This window comes from Patiriisocius marinus (genome assembly GCF_008974325.1).
Lineage (GTDB): Bacteria > Bacteroidota > Bacteroidia > Flavobacteriales > Flavobacteriaceae > Patiriisocius > Patiriisocius marinus.
In genome coordinates this window covers 296,716-315,221 of the sequence record NZ_BKCG01000002.1, presented here as the reverse complement: position 1 = coordinate 315,221, position 18,506 = coordinate 296,716, and the positions used below count along the sequence as shown (strand labels likewise).

The window sequence follows — 18,506 nt, the reverse complement described above, 5'->3', positions numbered from 1 at the left end:
TATTCATTAATTTACAGCGGTTTATGCTCTCTCGATTCGGAATTGATACGGATTTAGTACATTTTCGACAATCAACAAATTGAGTCGCCAAAAAGCTATATCATTTTAAATATTTCAGAAGCAAAAAACCTCGAATTTCACGTCTAAAATTAAAATCTAACGTGCTTACATATTTGCTAATTCATAGTTCTCTTTGAAACTAAAGTTAAAATTCGAAGATTTAAATAATCGGTTTTGAGTTGTAATATCTACCTATTAGTGCATATCTAATTCCTATATTTGTTGCAAAAATTAATTTTAATGCTTCAAAAACTATTATACCTGTTTATAGTAATTACGCTATTTGTAGCTTGTAAAAATGATCAATCTCAAAGTATTGATGTTGCACCTCTAAACACTAGTGTTGATTATGCTAAAGGCTTTACGATAAATCATATTTCTAATTATACTGTTATAAAGGTTACCAACCCTTGGCCAGGAGCAGATAAAGCGTACACATACGCTTTTGCAAAAAACCTTGATCTTATTGAAGATGCAACAATGTACGATGCTGTTGTGGAAGTTCCGGTAAAAAATATGGTAGTTACCTCTACAACACATATTCCTTCATTAGAAATGCTTAACGAAATTGAGACGCTTGTAGGGTTTCCTAATCTAGATTACATATCGAGCGAAGCGGCTCGCCTTAAAATTTCGGAAGGAACCATTAAGGAACTTGGTAAAAATGAAGCTTTAAATACTGAAACACTTATTGACCTCTCCCCTGACGCTGTTGTAAGTTTTGCTGTGGAAGGCGAAGGACAGTCACTTAAAGTTATTAAAAACGCTGGAATCCCTGTGTTTATTAATGCAGATTGGACTGAAACGCATCCTTTAGGAAAAGCCGAATGGATTAAATTTTTTGGCGTTTTATATGACAAAGAAAAAGAAGCAGATAGTATTTTCAATGCTATTTCTAAAGATTATTCAGATGCAAAAAAATTAGCAAAAGGTGCTGCTAAGTCTCCTACAGTTTTAAGCGGTGCGATGTACAAAGATGTTTGGTATATGCCACAAGGCGATAGTTGGGCTGCACAATTTATAACAGATGCTAATGGAACTTATTTATGGAATGACCATAAAGGGACTGGAAGTATCGCATTAAATATTGAGAGTGTATTAGATAAAGGCCAGTTTGCAGAAGTATGGATTGGTCCTGGGCAGTTTAATTCTAAAACACAGTTATTAGAGTCTAATCCAGTATATGGCCAGTTTGATGCTTTTAAAAATAATGCGCTCTACACTTTTACTAGTAAAGTAGGTGCTACTGGTGGTGTTTTATACTATGAACTTGCGCCTAATAGACCTGATATTGTTTTAAAAGATATTATTAAAATTTTACACCCTGAATTAGAACTAGAACACGAACCTTTCTTTTTCACCGCTATTAAATGATCCAAAGAAAACCCAATACTATATTGTTTTTACTACTGGGTTTATGTCTAGTAAGTAGCTTTCTTATTAATTTAAGTTTAGGCTCAGTTACGGTTCCTTTTAAAGAAATTTTTGCAAGCCTAACAGGTGGAGAAGTTATAAAAGATTCTTGGCGTTATATTATTTTAGAGTATCGACTCCCAAAGGCGCTTACGGCAATTATTGCTGGAGGTGGTCTTGCTATTTCGGGATTACTTATGCAAACCTTATTTAGAAACCCTTTAGCTGGGCCATTTGTATTAGGACTTAGTAGCGGTGCAAGTTTAGGTGTCGCTTTGTTAATTTTAGGAGCAGGTGTGTTTGGAGGAACTTTAGGAAGCTTATTAGCAAGCTCTTGGAGTTTAGTACTTGCAAGTGCACTAGGTAGTTTTCTCGTGTTATTGGCAGTACTTGCTGTTACTTTCAAGATAAAAGATACCATGGCCATATTAATTATTGGTCTTATGTTTGGAAGTGTTACAGCAGCTGTAGTCTCAGTACTCTCCTATTTTAGTAATGCTGAAAAGTTACAGCAATTTATATTTTGGTCATTTGGTAGTTTAGGTAATCAATCCTGGAGTGGAATATTAATTTTAGCTACTTGTTTTATTTTAGGAGTAGGTCTAAGCATCTTGAGCGCAAAAGCTTTAAACGCATTGTTATTAGGTGAACAATACGCAAAAAGTATGGGATTGAAACTAAAACAGAAAATGGTATTAATCATTTTAGCAACAAGTATTCTAGCAGGTGGTATTACAGCATTTGCTGGCCCCATTGCATTTGTAGGTTTAGCAGTACCACATTTAACACGTCAATTTGTAAAAACTTCAAATCACTTTATTTTAATACCAGCTGTACTGATGGTGGGAGCTATTTTAATGCTTTTATGCGATAGTATAGCACAAGTACCATTCACAGACTACACATTACCAATAAATGCTATTACTTCATTAGTAGGAGCTCCTGTTGTTATTTGGTTATTAGTTCGAAAACGAAAACTATTTTTCTAAATGCAGCACCATATTTCAGAACATATTATTTCGGCTAAAAACTTAAGCATTGGCTATAGCAATGGCAAAAAGCCTGCTATTATAGTGGCTAAGGATATTGATTTATCTATCACTAAAGGTCAACTAATTGCTATTGTGGGAAGTAATGGTATTGGAAAATCTACGCTATTACGAACTTTAGCAGGGATACAATCACCTCTAAATGGAACTATTGATTTTCTAGACAAACCATCTAAAAGCTATTCTCCTTTAGAACTAGCGTCCTTATTAAGTATTGTATTAACAGAAGCTGCTGTCTCTAAAAACTTGACCGTATTAGAATTAGTTAGCCTTGGTAGACAACCATACACAAACTGGATGGGAAGTTTAAGCAATAATGATAACGCCATAATATTAGAAGCACTAGAGGCAACACAGTTATCTGAAATCCAACATAAAAAATGCTTTGAATTGAGTGACGGCCAGCTTCAACGTGTATATATCGCAAGAGCTTTAGCGCAGGATACTCCTATAATTTTACTTGATGAGCCTACCACCCATTTAGATTTATTTCATAAAGCTTCTATTTTAAAATTGCTTAAAACTATTGCTCACAAAAAGCAGAAAACAATTCTTTTTTCTACTCACGAAATAGACCTTGCAATTCAATTAACCGATACTATGATTATTATGACACCCGAAACAACGGTTCATAACACCCCTTGTAGGTTAATTGAGCAAAATGTTTTTAACACCTTATTCCCAGAAGATTTTATAGTCTTTGATAAAATGACTGGACGTTTTACTATTAAATAATCTTAGCTTTATTACCCAATGAACGAAATCATCATTTTTAGCATCATAGGACTTATTTGTCTTTTAGCTGGAGCCTTTTTAGGGAATCTATTCTCGCGTTTAAAATCTAAAACCGAAATAGGAACGCTTGAAGAAAGGTTACTTCAATCTAAATCACAAAGTGAAAAACTTGAAGAACGATTTGATAGTGCTTTACAACAAAGAGAAAATATTAGAAAAGAAAAGGATTTCCTCAATATGGAATTAACTAAACGAAATACCATCGTTGAAAACCTTGAAACTAAACTTAGGGAACAATCAAATGAACTTGAAAAAATAAATGAAAAATTTACAATAGAATTTGAAAATTTAGCAAACAAGATACTTGATAATAAATCTGAAAAATTTACGAAACAGAACAAAGAAAATATTGATACTATATTAAAACCACTACAGGATAAAATAGACAAATTTGAAAAACGTGTTGATGATACTCACAAAGAAAGTTTAACAAGTCAAGCTTCGTTACGCCAGCAAATACTTGGTTTAAAAGAGTTAAACGAGCAAATGAGTAAAGAGGCTACCAATCTAACCAAAGCCTTAAAGGGAGATAATAAAATACAAGGTAATTGGGGTGAATTGGTTTTAGAACGTGTTTTAGAAAAAAGCGGATTAGAAAAAGAAAGAGAGTATTTTGTTCAGCAAAGTTTTGTGACAGATGATGGTAAAAGGGTATTACCGGATGTTGTAATTCATCTGCCAGATTCTAATAAAATGATTATTGACTCTAAGGTATCTCTAATTGCTTATGAACGATTTGTAAATGAAGATGATGAGTTAATTCGTTCGGGATTTCTTGCAGAACATGTTAGATCACTTAAAAAGCACATTGAACAATTAAGTAGTAAAAATTATCACGAACTTTATAAAATTGAGAGTCCAGACTTTGTTTTATTATTTGTGCCTATAGAACCTGCTTTTGCAGTAGCTGTTAATCACGATGAAAACCTATATGCTTGGGCATTTGAAAAGAATATTGTTATAGTAACTCCCTCTACATTACTTGCTACATTGAGAACCATTGATACTATGTGGAACAATGAAAAACAGCAACAGAATGCCTTAGAGATAGCAACGCAAGCTGGTAGATTATATGATCAATTTGTCAACCTAACTGAAGATTTAATTAAAGTAGGAAACCAACTAAACACTGTAAAAGGTAGTTATGATGGAACTATGAAAAAGCTAACAGGCCAAGGCAACTTAATTAAGAAAGTTGAAAGCATTAAAAAACTAGGTATAAAACAACGAAAACATATTAATGATAAATTGTTAAATAAAGCACTCAATGATGAAGCAGAATAAGGTACCACGCAATTTATTACGCCTTGATTCCATTGTACTAATTGTTTTTGGAATTTTAATGATTGTAGGAGGAATTAGTATGTTTTTTTTAGAAGAAAACCAAAGTACAATTGGAACTCATTTAGAAGACTTAAACCTGTATGTAGGAACATTTATATTAATTTTAGGAATAGCTACTACATATCTAGCGTACGACAGACTTAGAAAAGTAACCTAAATTTTTATTATTTATACGTTTTATGGATTGGGTTAAATTTTTAGAAAAGATTTGGGTAGCGACACAACTAACGCTATATACCGCATATGGTCTTATCCCAGTTATTGGTGGTATTTACGCTATCTATTACTCACAAACAGAATATTTCAGAAAAGATTACTTAGCAACTATGTATCTAAGTATGGGTATAGTATCTTTACTCATTGGAATTTTAGTAGCTTGGGCTTGTTTTGTTAAAGCCGTAGAAATATACCGTGAATATCAAAACTCAAAAAGTGACTAAAAATACATTAAATACATTATGAAAAAAATACTCTTTTTTATCCTTTTCGGATTGTTAGCTATTTATATGGCATATATTGCATTCATATATTTTGTACCATATAGTGAAGGTACTCGCGCAGGCGAACTAATTAAATTTAGTAGTAAAGGCGTCGTAGTTAAAACTTGGGAAGGCGAAATTAGCCAAGGTATTAGCGGCGCACAAATATTTTCATTTTCTGTATTAGATCAAGAAAAAGAAACTATTGCTAAACTTAAAGAGTATCAAGGTCAGTATGTTAAGCTTACTTATGTTGAAAGGTTTGGAACGTTTTTTTGGTGGGGAGATTCTACTTATTTTATTAATGATGTTTCATTAGAGAGTTCACCACATTTCAACAGAAATTAATATTAAAGAGTTAAAATAAATTAGCCCATATAATACTTTATATGGGCTAATTTATTTTTTGATTTTACTGAAATGTTAATCACTATATTTTTATAAACTTTAAAGTAGTAGTCTTATCATTAGAATTTCTTATAAAGAATAATCCTGATTGTAATTGAGAAACATCAATGGTATTTTGATTCGTATCTAAAAATTCATTCTTTACTAATCTACCATTAACATCATAGATAGCAAACTCCCCGTTAGTTTCGTCTGCTGCGTTAATTTGTAATTTCAATACATCGTTTACAGGGTTTTGAAGTATATCAAAACCAACACTTGCTTCTACTTGTATAGAGTTCCCCAAGGTATTTGCAGGTAATTCAGCTACATAACTATCTACTGATATTCCATCTTCGCTTCCACTCCAATCACTCCCAAAAAGCAATCGTGTACCTGAAGGACTAATAATTACGTGGGGCTCTCCCCAATATCCTAATTGATCTCTATCGCTACGGTGGTGAGCAACTCTATATACATCTGCATCATTTTCATTTACTTTAGCTATAAATAATTCTTGATCTAAAAGGTCTACTCCGTTTTGATCATAGCCTACACAAGATACAGCAATCCATCCACCTTCAGTATTTGAATGTGCTAATGAAGAAATATGAGTTCCAGATTGTGGATAACCATAATCACCTGTTGGTGTAACAGAAAAGCAGTTAGCATTTGTAGCGTTGTGAGCAACTAATGTTCCTTGACAATTGCTATCTGGACCTTCTTCAAAAGCTATTGCAAAATAAGCATCATCTCCATTGCTTAATCTTCCTAAACAAGAATGCTCGTTTACTACATCTAAATTTAATGAACGCTCTAATATTCCTGAAGAATTGTACACATTGCCTCTGTGATAAAAAAGATTTCCGCTAGGAAATGGCATAGGAGCATTAAAATCTAAGCTATTAATATCAAACTCAACAAGTGTTTGTGTCGAAATACGATAATAAAATGCGCTTGTGTTACCGCATCTAAAACTTATCACATCACTATCCCAAGACATCATTTGCACATCGTTTCCTCCTGTAATACTTTCTTGACAATCTGATAAATCAACCAGATCTGCTAATACATTTATTGCTTGTGTTGAAACATTATATTCTATTAAATTACCATTGTTATTATCTATATAAAATAATATATCTGGGTTACTAAAGTGCCAGAATACAGCTTCTAAGTCTTCTGGATTAATATCATCCATTGTTCTAATAAAGGAATAATCTACGCCATTTAATAGTTGGTGATTTCCGTTTGAATATAATATCAATCTTGTTTCATCAGCATTCCAAGCTTGAATTGTACTATACATAGGTGCAACAAAACCATCAGTATTTGCTTCTGAAATTCTACGAATTAAAGTTCCGGGAAATGATTGATCTTCAGCAGCAGCTAAATATGCTGGTTTATCCATCGACTGCATAGGGTGCTGATCTAAATCATTTGCAATATATCCAGTGGATAAATCTTGAGCATTTATAGAAATAGTGAATAAAAACACTAAAAATAAAGTAAATATACTTTTCATATAATTGTATTTAAAGCGATAAAAATACAATTCCAAAAACTATTTAGTAGTATAATAAATCACTAATCAATGAAAAACAAAAAGCCCAAAGAAGTGAATTTCTTTGGGCTTTTAAATTTATAATAACTTTAGGTCTATTAATATTGACTCTATTATTTTTTAGTTTTTCATTAATCGAACTATAGTTTGTAGATCTCCCGCATTGACCTTTACAAAATATACACCTGTATTTAAATAAGCAGTATTTAGATTTGTGTAGGTTCCTTCTCCAATTCCTTGTCCTACTTTCTTTCCAAAAACATCATAGATTTCATAAGTATCAATTCGAAACAATGAAGCTATCGTCATTTCGTCACTAACAGGATTAGGATAAAATATAACATTGATTTCAAATTTCTCTTGAACTGATAAAATCTCTTCAACTGTAATTGTACCAAACATACTACTAGGATGCACTGAGCACAAATAATCAATAACAGCAGCTTCTGTAAATGTATACGAATAACTTTGTCCAACTCCTTGGAGAACAGCACTACCAAAATCTGCTGGAGCATCTGTTTCTTCTGGTGTAGGAACTACATCATGTGGCGAAGTATTACTCCAGGTCCACTCAATAGTATCACCTTCTTCAATTGTAAAACTTGCGCTTGCACCATTGACTCCTTGTTGCCAATTAAGTTCGAATGTTTGTTGAGCTGATGCAATTGTAAATGCAAAAAGCATTATAAATAAAGTAATATTTTTCATAATAGTTGGATTTTAACTCCCTCAATATACGACAATTAACCTAATTGAGATTAATTAAGGGCAAATCTAACTAGTACTTATAATTTAATTATTTACTTAAATACATTTTTCTACGTGAATATAAATCGTAAAATTGATCGTCTTTCAAACTATCAATAAACAAAATACTTTCTCCTGTACTTTTCATTTCTGGTCCTAATTGTTTGTTTACATTAGGAAATTTATTAAAACTGAAAACTGGTTGTTTAATTGCATATCCATCTAAATGTGGTTTAAAGTCAAAGTCTTTAACTTTACTATGACCCAACATCACTTTAGTTGCATAATTTACATACGGCTCACCGTATGCTTTTGCAATAAAAGGAACAGTTCTAGATGCTCTTGGGTTTGCTTCGATGATATAAACTTTATCATCTTTAATAGCAAATTGGATATTGATTAATCCTACTGTATTAAGCGCTAGTGCAATTTTCTTTGTGTGGTCTTTAATTTGTTGCATCACAAACTCACCTAAATTAAAAGGAGGTAATGTTGCATTTGAGTCTCCAGAATGAATTCCACAAGGTTCAATATGTTCCATTATACCTATAATATATACATCCTCACCATCACAAATAGCATCTGCTTCTGCTTCAATAGCACCATCAAGATAGTGATCTAATAGTAATTTATTATTAGGAATTTTACGCAACAAGTCTACAACGTGTTCCTCTAATTCTTTTTTATTAATTACAATTTTCATTCCTTGACCACCTAATACATAACTAGGTCTAATCAATAATGGAAAGTCTAAGGTATCTGCTAAAGCTAGTGCTTCTTCAGTTGTTTCAGCTACACCAAATTCAGGATAAGGAATATTTAACTCTTTTAAGATTGTAGAAAAACTTCCTCTGTCTTCAGCTAAATCTAGTGCTTCAAAACTTGTTCCTAATATTTTAACTCCGTAACGTTCTAATTTTTCAGCTAACTTTAAAGCAGTTTGACCACCTAATTGAACAATTACACCTTCTGGTTTTTCGTGACGAATAATATCGTAAATATGTTCCCAAAATACTGGCTCGAAGTATAATTTGTCCGCTACATCAAAATCAGTTGATACTGTTTCTGGATTACAGTTTATCATTATAGTTTCGTAACCTACTTCAGAAGCAGCAAGTACTCCGTGTACACAACAGTAATCAAATTCTATTCCTTGCCCAATTCGGTTTGGTCCTGAACCTAATACTATTATTTTCTTTTTATCGGTTACCACACTATCATTTTCAGCATAGCTTGCTCCATCTGCTAATTCCATATTATTCTCAAATGTTGAATAATAATAAGGTGTTTGAGCAGCAAATTCTGCAGCACAAGTATCAACAAGTTTATAAACTCTTTGAATGTTTAGCTCTTCTCTTTTTTTATACACTTGGCTTTCAAGACATTTTAGCATATGAGCTATTTGTCTATCTCCGTAACCTTTCTGCTTTGCTTCTAATAACAATTCTCTAGGTAGCGTATCTAACGTAAAACTTGAAATCTCTTTTTCAAGAGCATACAACTCTTCGTATTGACGTAAAAACCACATATCAATTTTTGTAATCTCGTGGATACGACTTAAAGGAATTCCCATTTGTATAGCATCATAAATTACAAATACACGATCCCAACTTGCATTTTTAAGCTTGTCTAGAATTTGCTCATAATCTGTATAACTTTTACCATCTGCTCCTAGCCCATTTCTTTTAATTTCTAGAGACTGGGTGGCTTTATGCAATGCTTCTTGGAAACTACGTCCAATTCCCATTACCTCTCCTACACTCTTCATTTGTAACCCTAATGTGCGGTCACTTCCTTCAAATTTATCGAAATTCCAACGTGGAATTTTTACAATTACATAATCTAATGTAGGCTCAAATAAAGCTGAAGTTGATTTTGTAATTTGGTTTTCTAATTCATCTAAGTGATAACCAATAGCTAGTTTACTAGCTATTTTAGCGATAGGATATCCAGTTGCTTTAGAGGCTAATGCAGAAGATCTAGAAACACGAGGGTTAATTTCAATTGCAATAATATCTTCTTTTTCATCTGGACTTACTGCAAACTGTACATTACAACCTCCAGCAAAATCTCCTATACTTCGCATCATATGAATAGCCATATCACGCATACGTTGATATGTACGATCGCTTAATGTCATTGCTGGAGCTACAGTAATAGAATCTCCAGTATGAATCCCCATTGGATCCATATTTTCAATAGCACAAATAATAACTACGTTATCATTTCGGTCACGTAACAATTCTAGCTCATATTCTTTCCACCCCATCATCGCCTTGTCAATCATTACCTCATGTATAGGCGAAACTTCAAGTCCGTGACGTAGTAATTCATCAAAATCTTCTTCTTTATAAACTATTGCAGCACCTGCACCACCAAGAGTGTATGATGATCTAATTACTAAAGGAAACCCATACTCCTGTGCTATTTCTTTTCCTTCTAGATATGACGTAGCGGTAGCTTGAGGCGCCATTGCGACACCTATTTCATCCATTAATAATCTAAATTTTTCTCTATCTTCAGTAACATTGATAGCATCAATATCAACTCCAATTAGTTCTACACCAAAGTCTTTCCAAATTCCTTTTTCATCAGCTTCTATAGCAAGATTCAAAGCTGTCTGTCCCCCCATAGTTGGTAAAACAGCATCAATTTGTGGATGTTCTTTTAGTATTTGTACAATCGATTTTGTGGTTAAAGGCAATAGATAAATATGATCTGCCATAGAAGGGTCAGTCATAATAGTTGCAGGGTTAGAATTGATTAAAACTGTTTCAATTCCATCCTCACGAAGTGAACGTAAGGCTTGTGATCCGGAGTAATCAAACTCACAGGCTTGACCAATAACAATAGGGCCTGAGCCAATAATTAGAATAGATTTAAGTGCTGTGTTTTTAGGCATAATAGAAGTTTATTTTTTTGGCATAACAAAATTACGACTCGATAGGGTATAAAAAAAAGGTGTTGCTTATAAAAAACAACACCTTTTATTATTGACTTATCAACATTTATTTTTTGTGACGAGTTTCAGAAGATACAGAGATCTTCTTTCTACCTTTTGCTCTACGAGCAGCAAGTACTTTTCTTCCGTTTACAGAAGCCATACGCTCTCTAAAACCGTGTTTGTTTCTTCTTTTTCTTTTCGATGGCTGAAATGTTCTTTTGCTCATTTTAGGTTACTTTTATCGTCAAATATTCTTTTAAAATCTCTTTTTTCCAGTGATAACCGGGTTGCTAAACAACACACTAATATAATGTTGTAATCGCGGCTGCAAATATACAATACTTTTTTATACACCCAATACCCAATTAGGAAATATTTTTAATTGTTTTCATTACCTTTGAAGCCTGCAAAAAAACACGGACTATGTTTCATAAAAATATTAAACTAATTATAGCTGCACTCCTTATTGGTACTGCAGTATGGCAATTTACTGATTCTGAAATAGGAAACGGAATAATGCTTATATTACTTTCAGCAATATTCATCTTTCTATATTTTAAAAATGAAATTATTCTTCTAGCCTTCTTAAGACTTAGAAAACAAGATTTTCCAGGAGCTAAGAGTTGGCTTGATAAAATTAAAAACCCAGAAGGTTCACTCGTTAAGAAACAACAAGGGTATTATAACTATCTAAATGGCTTAATGGTTTCGCAAACTAATATGAATGAAGCTGAAAAGTTCTTCAAAAAAGCTATTTCATTAGGGCTTAGTATGGACACAGATATTGCAATGGCTAAATTAAACTTAGCAGGAATTGCAATGACTAAAAACAGAAAGCGTGAAGCAGAAGTTTTATTAAGTGAAGCAAAAAAACTTGATAAGCATAATATGATGGGTGAGCAAATAAAACAAATGAAGCAACAAATGAAGCGTATGGGGCAACCTAAACAACAATTTGGTGGCGGAAGACAATCAAGAGGAGCAAGACGCTAAAACACCTACACCTCTTTTCCAATATTTTAGACTTATTACTTACAGAAAAGCATTTAATCCTACTTAATTGATAGGCCTAAATGCTTTTTTATCGTCAAATAGTATCCATTCGTCTATATTTCAAGGTTTTACGAAAAACATTCCCTATATTTAAGTAACTAACTTATGAAGTATGGGAAGAAAACTACTTTTCATTTTACTTATTGGATTTATTTCAGCTCAAGCTCAAGACCTTGAGCCCACTACTCTATTCTCTGATGCAATAGGAAGGAATATTAAATCTTATAAAGCAAAATCTCAGCGCGCATATGCAGATCAAAATTTTGATTTAGCAGAAAAACTCTACGACTCTTTAATAAAGTATGTGGTTAATGGAAGTACGCTTGACAATTTTCAAGTTCGTAAAATTTCAGGAAGAAAAATCAAACTTCACGACTTTGAAAAACCAGTATTCTTAATGACTTATGCCTCTTGGTGTACTCCAGGTGTGGGTGAAATCCCCGCATTAAACGAAATTGCTAGTAAGTATCATAAAGACATTGATTTTGTAATACTTTTTTGGGACACAAAAAAGCGTGTTAAAAAAATTGCTGGAGAATACAACAGTAAAATTAATGTTGTGTATGTGGATGAGTTAGAAAACAATCATTGCCATACAATTCAAACTATGAAACATAGCCTTGGATTCCCTACCTCATTTTTTATAGATGCAGATAAGAAAATACTTGATGTTCGTCGTGGAGCGCTACATCATTATAACGAGGCCTACGAGGTATCTTACGAACTTAATTACACTTCTTTTTTAAATGGTATTTCCTTATTAAAAACATTACCTAGAAACGCTGAGGGATTAGTAATAGACCATCCCTAGTAGCAACTTGAAGAATTAATATTAATTTAATATTTTCAGAAGCATCAAATTACTTCGAGAAAAACATTTTTATTGCCGCTATAAAAAGAATAACAGCAAAACTCTTTTTCAAAATATTTGCTGGTAATGCAGTTGCAAACTTAGAGCCTATAAATCCACCCACTACAAAGAATGCTGCAATCACAAGACCGTATTTCCAATTAAAGGCAGCCTCCCCTCCCACAGGATTGACGTAATAGGTATAAGCTGCTAAAAAAGTTACAGGAACTGCTAAAACAGCTAGACTCAACCCTTGTGCTTGATGCTGACTATATCCTAAAAGCAAAATAGTAAGAGGAACCATTACCACTCCTCCTCCTACTCCCATAAAACCACTTAATATTCCTGCTAATAATCCTATTAAAATAAGTGATAGAATGATAGTCAAATTCATAGGTCTTTTATTAAAATTCAATTTATGAAATATTTTAAATAAGTATTATCAAAAAATTATTCTGTAACGTAGTATCCTGCTTCAGGTATTTTAATTCTGTATTCTTTTCCAGACGCGTTTTTTAAATAAGTATCTCGCAACCAAGGATTATGAATTTTTAATATTTTGTAATTAATACCATTATCCTTAGCAAATTTAGCAAAGTCATCAACAGGAGTTGTAATTACAACAGTTCTTGTAGGTATTGGTTGGTATTTATCCTGCGCATCAATATAAAAACCATACTTTTCAGGGTTGCTTAAAATTTCTTTAAACGCTAGAATCCTGAACATATATCTACTAGTCTCACTATTCAATAGTAACGCGTAATACCCTTTAGCATCTTGTCGTTCTAGTTGCTTATTAATACCTGCATTACCTGCATTATAAGCACCTGCTGCAGTTGTCCAGCTCCCAAAACGAGCTTTAGATTTAATTAAATATTCCGCAGCTACTTTTGTCGCTAACTCAAGGTTGTAACGTTCATCTACGTAATCATTAATTTCTAAACCGTACTCTTTTCCAGTACCTTTCATAAATTGCCAAAAACCAGCAGCACCTGCAGGAGATCTTACATTATCTAATCCACTTTCTGCAACTGCTAAATATTTAAAATCATCCGGTAAACCAAACTCAGCTAATAAAGGTTCTATTTCAGGAAAGAATCGATTCGCCTTCTTAATCATTAACAACATATTAGATTGCCAATAAGTATTAACGTGAATTTCACGATCTAATCGCTCTCTAACATCTGTATCTTCAAGTGGCACTCTCTCACCTGCAAATGACATAGACTTAGGCAAAGCTATAGACCTAACCTTCATCATTCCATCATTAAAATTACTAGTTTGTGTAGTGGTGTTTGTTTTAGTTTCTGAAATTTGCTTGGTTGGGTCTTGTGCTGCAAAAATAAATAAGCCACAAATAGTTATGGCGATTGCCCCCAATCCTATTTTAGAAAGTACATTCATATCCTCAAATTTTTTATAAATATAATCAATAATCAAACCGTTATTACCTGACGCAATAATTAATTATCTTCAATTATGTCAACAATTTTTTTAGTAACAGCAGTTGCTTTATTTAACAACATGATATGGGTTCCTCCTTCTATTATTTCAGAAGAATTAATATATTTAATTGGAAAAACCATATCTGCATTTCCATGTATATGATGAACCGCTAAATCAACCTCTTCCCTATCCCAACAAACCATATTTTCTATTGCCCAAGGCAAGTAACGTTTATCACGAACGTGAAGATATTCGTCATAAATTTTCAATCGTTTTTTTGATTTTGGTCCAACAGCATATTTAGTCAAATCTTTAGATGAAACAATTAGACTTGTTGGTGCTAGTTTATAAGCTCGAAGTTTTCTTATAATACGCAATCGCTTAGGCAATTCACTTTTGGATTTTACACTAGATATAATTATTAGTTTTCGCAATATAAGATGCAAACTCATTTCCTGAACCATTACACCTCCAAACGAAACACCTATCAACACAGCATTCTCTTCTTTTACAAAAGATGCCATTCGTTTTGCATAATCTGAAATCGGTTCTTTTTCCTCTGGTATTAACCAGTCAATAATGGTTGTTTTATAACGATCTTCAGGCAATTTAATATTTCGGAATATCTCCTTACTCGCTGCAAGACCAGGAACAAAATAAACAGGAATTTTTTCTTTAATCATAGTAATATAAATGAATAGTAAAATGCTTCATTAAAAAAATATGAACATTACAATCGTGTGAATGCCTAAAATAGCAGTAAACGGTAGCTTTTTTTTGTAAATTTACATATTCCGACTTGTTGCACAGTTAACTTCTGAAAATTTCTAAAGAATAAAATGAAGTTATAATAGTGTAATAAGTAGAATTAACTATCACTAAACAACCTATACTTAACACCCAAATAATATAGTTATGATTGAAGATGTAGAGATTACAGATAATGAGTTTCTAAGACAATTTGAATTAGAGATAGGTGATAATATGGCGCGCATTGAATATGCACTGCAAGATCGCAAAATATTTTTAACGAAATATGAAATGCCTGAAGAGCTTGAAGAACAAGGGTTTAGAGACATTTTTATTAAAGCAGTATTTGACGAAGTTAGAGAACGAGGTATTAGCGTAATGCCTACTAGTCCTGAGATTGTAGGATTTTTAAGAAAAAACAGACGAAAATACAGAGACCTACTTCCTGTAGGAATCAATATTTAAGAATTTACTACTTCGGTAGTAACAAACTCAAACCTAACCATCCCGTCGTCATCAATTTTAGTCAAAATTATATTATGTAATGTATTGACTAATTCAGGATTCCAAGGAGTTTTCACTTTCACATAATTTTCTGTAAAACCGTGAATATATCCTTCTTTATTTTCTCCTTCAAAGAGCACTGTTAATGAATTTCCTAATTGACTTTCATAATATGCACGTCTCTTTTTAGCTGAAAGGCCACGCAACATTTTACTTCTTTTAGCACGTGTTTTCTTAGGAACAACACCTTCCATAGAAGCTGCCTCTGTGTTTTCTCTTTCAGAATAGGTAAACACGTGTAAATATGAAATATCTAATTCATTTAAAAAGTTATATGTTTCTAAAAACAACTCTTCCGTTTCTCCTGGAAAACCTACAATAACATCAACACCAATACACGCATTAGGCATCACTGTCTTAATTCTCGATACACGATCAACATAAAGACCACTCATGTACCGACGTTTCATCAACTTTAACAAAGTATCACTACCACTTTGCAATGGTATATGAAAATGTGGAACAAAACTATTAGATTGCGCAACAAAGTCTATCGTTTCGTTTTTAAGTAGATTAGGCTCTATAGATGAAATTCTTAAACGCTCAATTCCCTCAACCGTATCAAGTGCTTGACAAAGTTCAAAAAAAGTGTGTTCGTGTTTTTTATTCCCAAACTCCCCTTTTCCGTAATCACCAATATTGACTCCAGTTAATACAATCTCTTTAATCTCTTTTTTAGATATTTCAGCTGCGTTATAAAGCACATTTTCTAAAGTATCACTTCTAGAAATCCCTCGTGCTAAAGGGATTGTACAATAAGTACATTTATAATCACACCCATCTTGTACTTTTAAAAACGCTCTAGTTCTATCACCTATTGAGTAAGATCCTACATAAAAATCTGCATCTTCAATTTCGCATGAATGTATTTGAGCACCATCCCTTGAGCGCTGCTCAGGATTGTCCAATAAATCATTTATATATGATGTAATATTAAATTTTTCAGTAGCTCCTAATACCAAATCCACTCCATCAACATCAGCAAGTTCTTCAGGTTTTAATTGAGCATAACAACCTATTGCAGCTACAAAGGCATCTTCATTAATCTTTTGAGCTTGCTTTACAATACTTTTAAATCGCTTATCTGCATTTTCTGTTACGGAGCAAGTATTAATAACATAAATATCAGCTTTTTCAGAAAAATCGACGCGCTCAAAACCTTCCGAAGAAAAATCTCTAGCTATGGTAGAAGTTTCGCTAAAATTAAGCTTACACCCTAATGTGTAAAATGCTACTTTTTTTGCAGATGTCATGTGTTATTTTTAGAATGGCAAAGATACTAATTTTAGTAAAGTGCAACTTTCACTTAATTCATACTTTTATTGAAAATAATAGGACAATTATTTTCCTAACTTTGTCTTTAATAAATACAACATCTTGAACAAGCTATTTAAAAACAAATCGAACAAATCAATTATATTCATCATTCATTTTTTTTGTTTGCTTTCAGTTATTTTACTATTCTCAAATTGTAGCGATAATAATAAGAATGATAGTAAAGATCATTTAGTTTTTAGATATAACGAGCATAGCAATATAGCTTCCTTAGATCCTGCATTTTCAAGGAATCCTCAAACAATATGGCCTACAAATCAATTATTTAATGGTTTAGTTCAATTAGACGACTCCTTAAATATCCAACCAGATATTGCCAAATCGTGGACTATTAATGATAGCACATCAACCTACACTTTTACACTTAGAGACGATGTGTATTTCCATAAAAACAAAGTCTTCGGAAATGATAGCACACGGAAAGCTGTGGCATCTGATTTTGTTTATAGCTTTGACAGAATAACTTCTGAAGCACTTGCATCGCCAGGAAGTTGGGTATTAAAAACGGTAGCATCCTACAAAGCCATAAACGACACCATATTAGAAATTCAATTAAAAAAACCATTTCCAGCTTTTTTAGGGTTGTTGTCTATGCGTTATTGCTCGGTTGTTCCAAAGGAAGCAATTGACTTTTATGGATCAGAATTTAGACGAAACCCCGTTGGCACAGGACCATTTCAGTTTAAAATGTGGGAAGAAAATGTAAAACTGATATTCCGAAAAAATCCTATATATTTTGAAACTGACAATCAAGGCACAAAACTTCCCTACTTAGAAGCGGTTGCGATTACATTTTTACCAGATAAGCAAAGTGAGTTTTTACAATTCGCACAAGGTAAAATTGATTTTATGTCAGGTTTAGATAATTCATATAAAGATGAAATAATTACCACAACTGGTCAGTTACAACCTAAATACAAAAAAAACGTAAACCTTATAACGACACCATACCTAAACACAGAATATTTAGGATTTTATATGGATTCTGAAAATGAAGAAATTCAATCTCATTTAATTAGACAAGCTATTAATTATGGCTTTGACAGACAAAAGATGGTCACTTACCTTCGCAACGGAATGGGGATTCCTGCCATAAATGGTTTTATTCCTAAGGGGTTAGCAGGCTTTAACAACATTGAAGGCTATAACTATAATCCAGATAAAGCAAGGTCTCTAATAGCACAATATCAAGAGCTTAATGGCAATAGCGCTCCTAAAGTTACCATTGGTACAAATGCACAATATTTAGATGTTTGCGAATACATACAACGTGAACTTGAAAAACTTGGAATCAACATTATCATTGATGTAATGCCAGCTTCAACCTTACGCCAAATGAAAAGTGGTGGAGAATTACCAATATTTAGAGCTAGTTGGGTTGCAGATTATCCTGATGCAGAAAATTACCTATCCTTATTTTATAGTCCGAATTTCACACCAAACGGTCCAAATTATACGCATTATAAAAATGAACTATTTGACAGCCTATATTTGAATGCCCAGAATATTTCAGATATAGAAATACGAAAAGCGCTATATACTACAATGGACAGTATTGTAATTGCAGACGCACCATTGGTTCCTTTGTATTATGATATGGCTGTTCGTTTTGTTTCTAAAAAAGTTAGTGGTTTAGGAATAAACCCTCAAAATTTTCTCTTTTTAAAACGGGTAAAGAAGGTGAAATAAGGATCCAAGCCCTTGTACATCCTTGACATGATTGGGT

19 protein-coding genes are annotated in these 18,506 nt (G+C 32.8%); 11 read left to right on the top strand and 8 right to left on the bottom strand.

From position 1 onward, the window contains the following. The first annotated feature begins 300 nt into the window (after nt 1-300). Genes GBH57_RS06400 through GBH57_RS06370 form a run of 7 tightly spaced genes read left to right on the top strand, consistent with a single transcriptional unit; the run spans nt 301 to nt 5,488 of the window. Nucleotides 301-1,434, top strand: coding sequence for an ABC transporter substrate-binding protein (locus GBH57_RS06400; protein ID WP_151673246.1), 1,134 nt, complete (start codon nt 301-303; stop codon nt 1,432-1,434). Next, on the top strand, nt 1,431-2,462 hold the full coding sequence (locus tag GBH57_RS06395) for an iron chelate uptake ABC transporter family permease subunit (RefSeq protein WP_151673245.1): 1,032 nt from the start codon (nt 1,431-1,433) through the stop codon (nt 2,460-2,462). The genes GBH57_RS06400 and GBH57_RS06395 overlap by 4 nt, the downstream gene beginning before the upstream one ends. Next, nucleotides 2,463-3,257: an ABC transporter ATP-binding protein gene (locus GBH57_RS06390; protein ID WP_151673244.1), complete on the top strand. Its 795-nt coding sequence runs from the start codon at nt 2,463-2,465 to the stop codon at nt 3,255-3,257. A gap of 18 nt (nt 3,258-3,275) precedes the next feature. Continuing rightward, complete coding sequence (locus tag GBH57_RS06385; RefSeq protein WP_151673243.1) at nt 3,276-4,601, top strand: DNA recombination protein RmuC; 1,326 nt, start codon at nt 3,276-3,278, stop codon at nt 4,599-4,601. Beyond that, a complete protein-coding gene (locus GBH57_RS06380) occupies nt 4,588-4,818 on the top strand; it encodes a hypothetical protein (protein WP_151673242.1) in 231 nt (76 codons plus the stop codon). The genes GBH57_RS06385 and GBH57_RS06380 overlap by 14 nt, the downstream gene beginning before the upstream one ends. A gap of 22 nt (nt 4,819-4,840) precedes the next feature. Continuing rightward, the gene (locus tag GBH57_RS06375; protein ID WP_151673241.1) at nt 4,841-5,101 is read left to right on the top strand and encodes a hypothetical protein; all 261 of its coding nucleotides are present in this window, start codon (nt 4,841-4,843) and stop codon (nt 5,099-5,101) included. Nucleotides 5,102-5,119: 18 nt separating this feature from the next. Continuing rightward, nucleotides 5,120-5,488 carry a 6-phosphogluconate dehydrogenase gene (locus GBH57_RS06370; protein ID WP_151673240.1) on the top strand — a complete coding sequence of 123 codons (369 nt, stop codon included), beginning with the start codon at nt 5,120-5,122 and terminating at the stop codon, nt 5,486-5,488. An 82-nt stretch (nt 5,489-5,570) separates the two neighbouring features. Here GBH57_RS06370 and GBH57_RS06365 read toward each other — a convergent pair whose 3' ends face one another. From GBH57_RS06365 to rpmH, 4 genes are all read right to left on the bottom strand, one after another. Next, nucleotides 5,571-7,052, bottom strand: coding sequence for a T9SS type A sorting domain-containing protein (locus tag GBH57_RS06365; RefSeq protein ID WP_151673239.1), 1,482 nt, complete (start codon nt 7,050-7,052; stop codon nt 5,571-5,573). Between the two features lie 159 nt (nt 7,053-7,211). Further along, complete coding sequence (locus GBH57_RS06360; protein ID WP_151673238.1) at nt 7,212-7,799, bottom strand: T9SS type A sorting domain-containing protein; 588 nt, start codon at nt 7,797-7,799, stop codon at nt 7,212-7,214. 88 nt (nt 7,800-7,887) lie between these two features. Further along, nucleotides 7,888-10,740, bottom strand: coding sequence for a carbamoyl-phosphate synthase large subunit (gene carB, locus GBH57_RS06355; protein ID WP_151673237.1), 2,853 nt, complete (start codon nt 10,738-10,740; stop codon nt 7,888-7,890). Nucleotides 10,741-10,846: 106 nt separating this feature from the next. After that, nucleotides 10,847-11,008: a 50S ribosomal protein L34 gene (gene rpmH / locus GBH57_RS06350; RefSeq protein WP_082830860.1), complete on the bottom strand. Its 162-nt coding sequence runs from the start codon at nt 11,006-11,008 to the stop codon at nt 10,847-10,849. A 197-nt stretch (nt 11,009-11,205) separates the two neighbouring features. Between rpmH and GBH57_RS06345 the strand changes: the two genes are divergently transcribed. Together GBH57_RS06345 and GBH57_RS06340 are read left to right on the top strand one after the other, a co-directional pair. Further along, nucleotides 11,206-11,775, top strand: a complete 570-nt coding sequence (locus GBH57_RS06345) for a tetratricopeptide repeat protein (protein ID WP_151673236.1) — start codon at nt 11,206-11,208, stop codon at nt 11,773-11,775. A gap of 172 nt (nt 11,776-11,947) precedes the next feature. Beyond that, on the top strand, nt 11,948-12,646 hold the full coding sequence (locus GBH57_RS06340; RefSeq protein WP_151673235.1) for a TlpA family protein disulfide reductase: 699 nt from the start codon (nt 11,948-11,950) through the stop codon (nt 12,644-12,646). A 49-nt stretch (nt 12,647-12,695) separates the two neighbouring features. Here GBH57_RS06340 and GBH57_RS06335 read toward each other — a convergent pair whose 3' ends face one another. The 3 genes from GBH57_RS06335 to GBH57_RS06325 are packed head-to-tail and all read right to left on the bottom strand — an operon-like array spanning nt 12,696 to nt 14,814. After that, entirely contained in the window at nt 12,696-13,079 is a 384-nt protein-coding gene (locus tag GBH57_RS06335) for a sulfite exporter TauE/SafE family protein (protein ID WP_151673234.1), read from the bottom strand. Nucleotides 13,080-13,135: 56 nt separating this feature from the next. Further along, on the bottom strand, nt 13,136-14,089 hold the full coding sequence (locus GBH57_RS06330; RefSeq protein ID WP_151673233.1) for a lytic transglycosylase domain-containing protein: 954 nt from the start codon (nt 14,087-14,089) through the stop codon (nt 13,136-13,138). 59 nt (nt 14,090-14,148) lie between these two features. Continuing rightward, the gene (locus GBH57_RS06325; RefSeq protein ID WP_151673232.1) at nt 14,149-14,814 is read right to left on the bottom strand and encodes an alpha/beta fold hydrolase; all 666 of its coding nucleotides are present in this window, start codon (nt 14,812-14,814) and stop codon (nt 14,149-14,151) included. A 232-nt stretch (nt 14,815-15,046) separates the two neighbouring features. Here GBH57_RS06325 and GBH57_RS06320 point away from each other — a divergent pair, with 232 nt between their 5' ends. Then, nucleotides 15,047-15,346, top strand: a complete 300-nt coding sequence (locus GBH57_RS06320; protein ID WP_174844029.1) for a GNAT family N-acetyltransferase — start codon at nt 15,047-15,049, stop codon at nt 15,344-15,346. Here the strand turns inward: GBH57_RS06320 and mtaB are convergent. Then, a complete protein-coding gene (gene mtaB / locus GBH57_RS06315; protein WP_151673231.1) occupies nt 15,343-16,698 on the bottom strand; it encodes a tRNA (N(6)-L-threonylcarbamoyladenosine(37)-C(2))-methylthiotransferase MtaB in 1,356 nt (451 codons plus the stop codon). The two genes, GBH57_RS06320 and mtaB, sit on opposite strands and share 4 nt — an antisense overlap. 187 nt (nt 16,699-16,885) lie before the next feature. Here mtaB and GBH57_RS06310 point away from each other — a divergent pair, with 187 nt between their 5' ends. After that, complete coding sequence (locus GBH57_RS06310) at nt 16,886-18,469, top strand: ABC transporter substrate-binding protein (RefSeq protein ID WP_235904656.1); 1,584 nt, start codon at nt 16,886-16,888, stop codon at nt 18,467-18,469. Nucleotides 18,470-18,506: the final 37 nt, after the last annotated feature.

Excerpts from the sequence above, each read along its gene's own strand:
- GBH57_RS06400 (WP_151673246.1), top strand. The coding sequence starts at position 301 with ATGCTTCAAAAACTATTATACCTGTTTATAGTAATTACGCTATTTGTA.
- GBH57_RS06395 (WP_151673245.1), top strand. The coding sequence starts at position 1,431 with ATGATCCAAAGAAAACCCAATACTATATTGTTTTTACTACTGGGTTTA.
- GBH57_RS06390 (WP_151673244.1), top strand. The coding sequence starts at position 2,463 with ATGCAGCACCATATTTCAGAACATATTATTTCGGCTAAAAACTTAAGC.
- GBH57_RS06385 (WP_151673243.1), top strand. The coding sequence starts at position 3,276 with ATGAACGAAATCATCATTTTTAGCATCATAGGACTTATTTGTCTTTTA.
- GBH57_RS06380 (WP_151673242.1), top strand. The coding sequence starts at position 4,588 with ATGAAGCAGAATAAGGTACCACGCAATTTATTACGCCTTGATTCCATT.
- GBH57_RS06375 (WP_151673241.1), top strand. The coding sequence starts at position 4,841 with ATGGATTGGGTTAAATTTTTAGAAAAGATTTGGGTAGCGACACAACTA.
- GBH57_RS06370 (WP_151673240.1), top strand. The coding sequence starts at position 5,120 with ATGAAAAAAATACTCTTTTTTATCCTTTTCGGATTGTTAGCTATTTAT.
- GBH57_RS06365 (WP_151673239.1), bottom strand. The coding sequence starts at position 7,052 with ATGAAAAGTATATTTACTTTATTTTTAGTGTTTTTATTCACTATTTCT.
- GBH57_RS06360 (WP_151673238.1), bottom strand. The coding sequence starts at position 7,799 with ATGAAAAATATTACTTTATTTATAATGCTTTTTGCATTTACAATTGCA.
- carB (WP_151673237.1), bottom strand. The coding sequence starts at position 10,740 with ATGCCTAAAAACACAGCACTTAAATCTATTCTAATTATTGGCTCAGGC.
- rpmH (WP_082830860.1), bottom strand. The coding sequence starts at position 11,008 with ATGAGCAAAAGAACATTTCAGCCATCGAAAAGAAAAAGAAGAAACAAA.
- GBH57_RS06345 (WP_151673236.1), top strand. The coding sequence starts at position 11,206 with ATGTTTCATAAAAATATTAAACTAATTATAGCTGCACTCCTTATTGGT.
- GBH57_RS06340 (WP_151673235.1), top strand. The coding sequence starts at position 11,948 with ATGGGAAGAAAACTACTTTTCATTTTACTTATTGGATTTATTTCAGCT.
- GBH57_RS06335 (WP_151673234.1), bottom strand. The coding sequence starts at position 13,079 with ATGAATTTGACTATCATTCTATCACTTATTTTAATAGGATTATTAGCA.
- GBH57_RS06330 (WP_151673233.1), bottom strand. The coding sequence starts at position 14,089 with ATGAATGTACTTTCTAAAATAGGATTGGGGGCAATCGCCATAACTATT.
- GBH57_RS06325 (WP_151673232.1), bottom strand. The coding sequence starts at position 14,814 with ATGATTAAAGAAAAAATTCCTGTTTATTTTGTTCCTGGTCTTGCAGCG.
- GBH57_RS06320 (WP_174844029.1), top strand. The coding sequence starts at position 15,047 with ATGATTGAAGATGTAGAGATTACAGATAATGAGTTTCTAAGACAATTT.
- mtaB (WP_151673231.1), bottom strand. The coding sequence starts at position 16,698 with ATGACATCTGCAAAAAAAGTAGCATTTTACACATTAGGGTGTAAGCTT.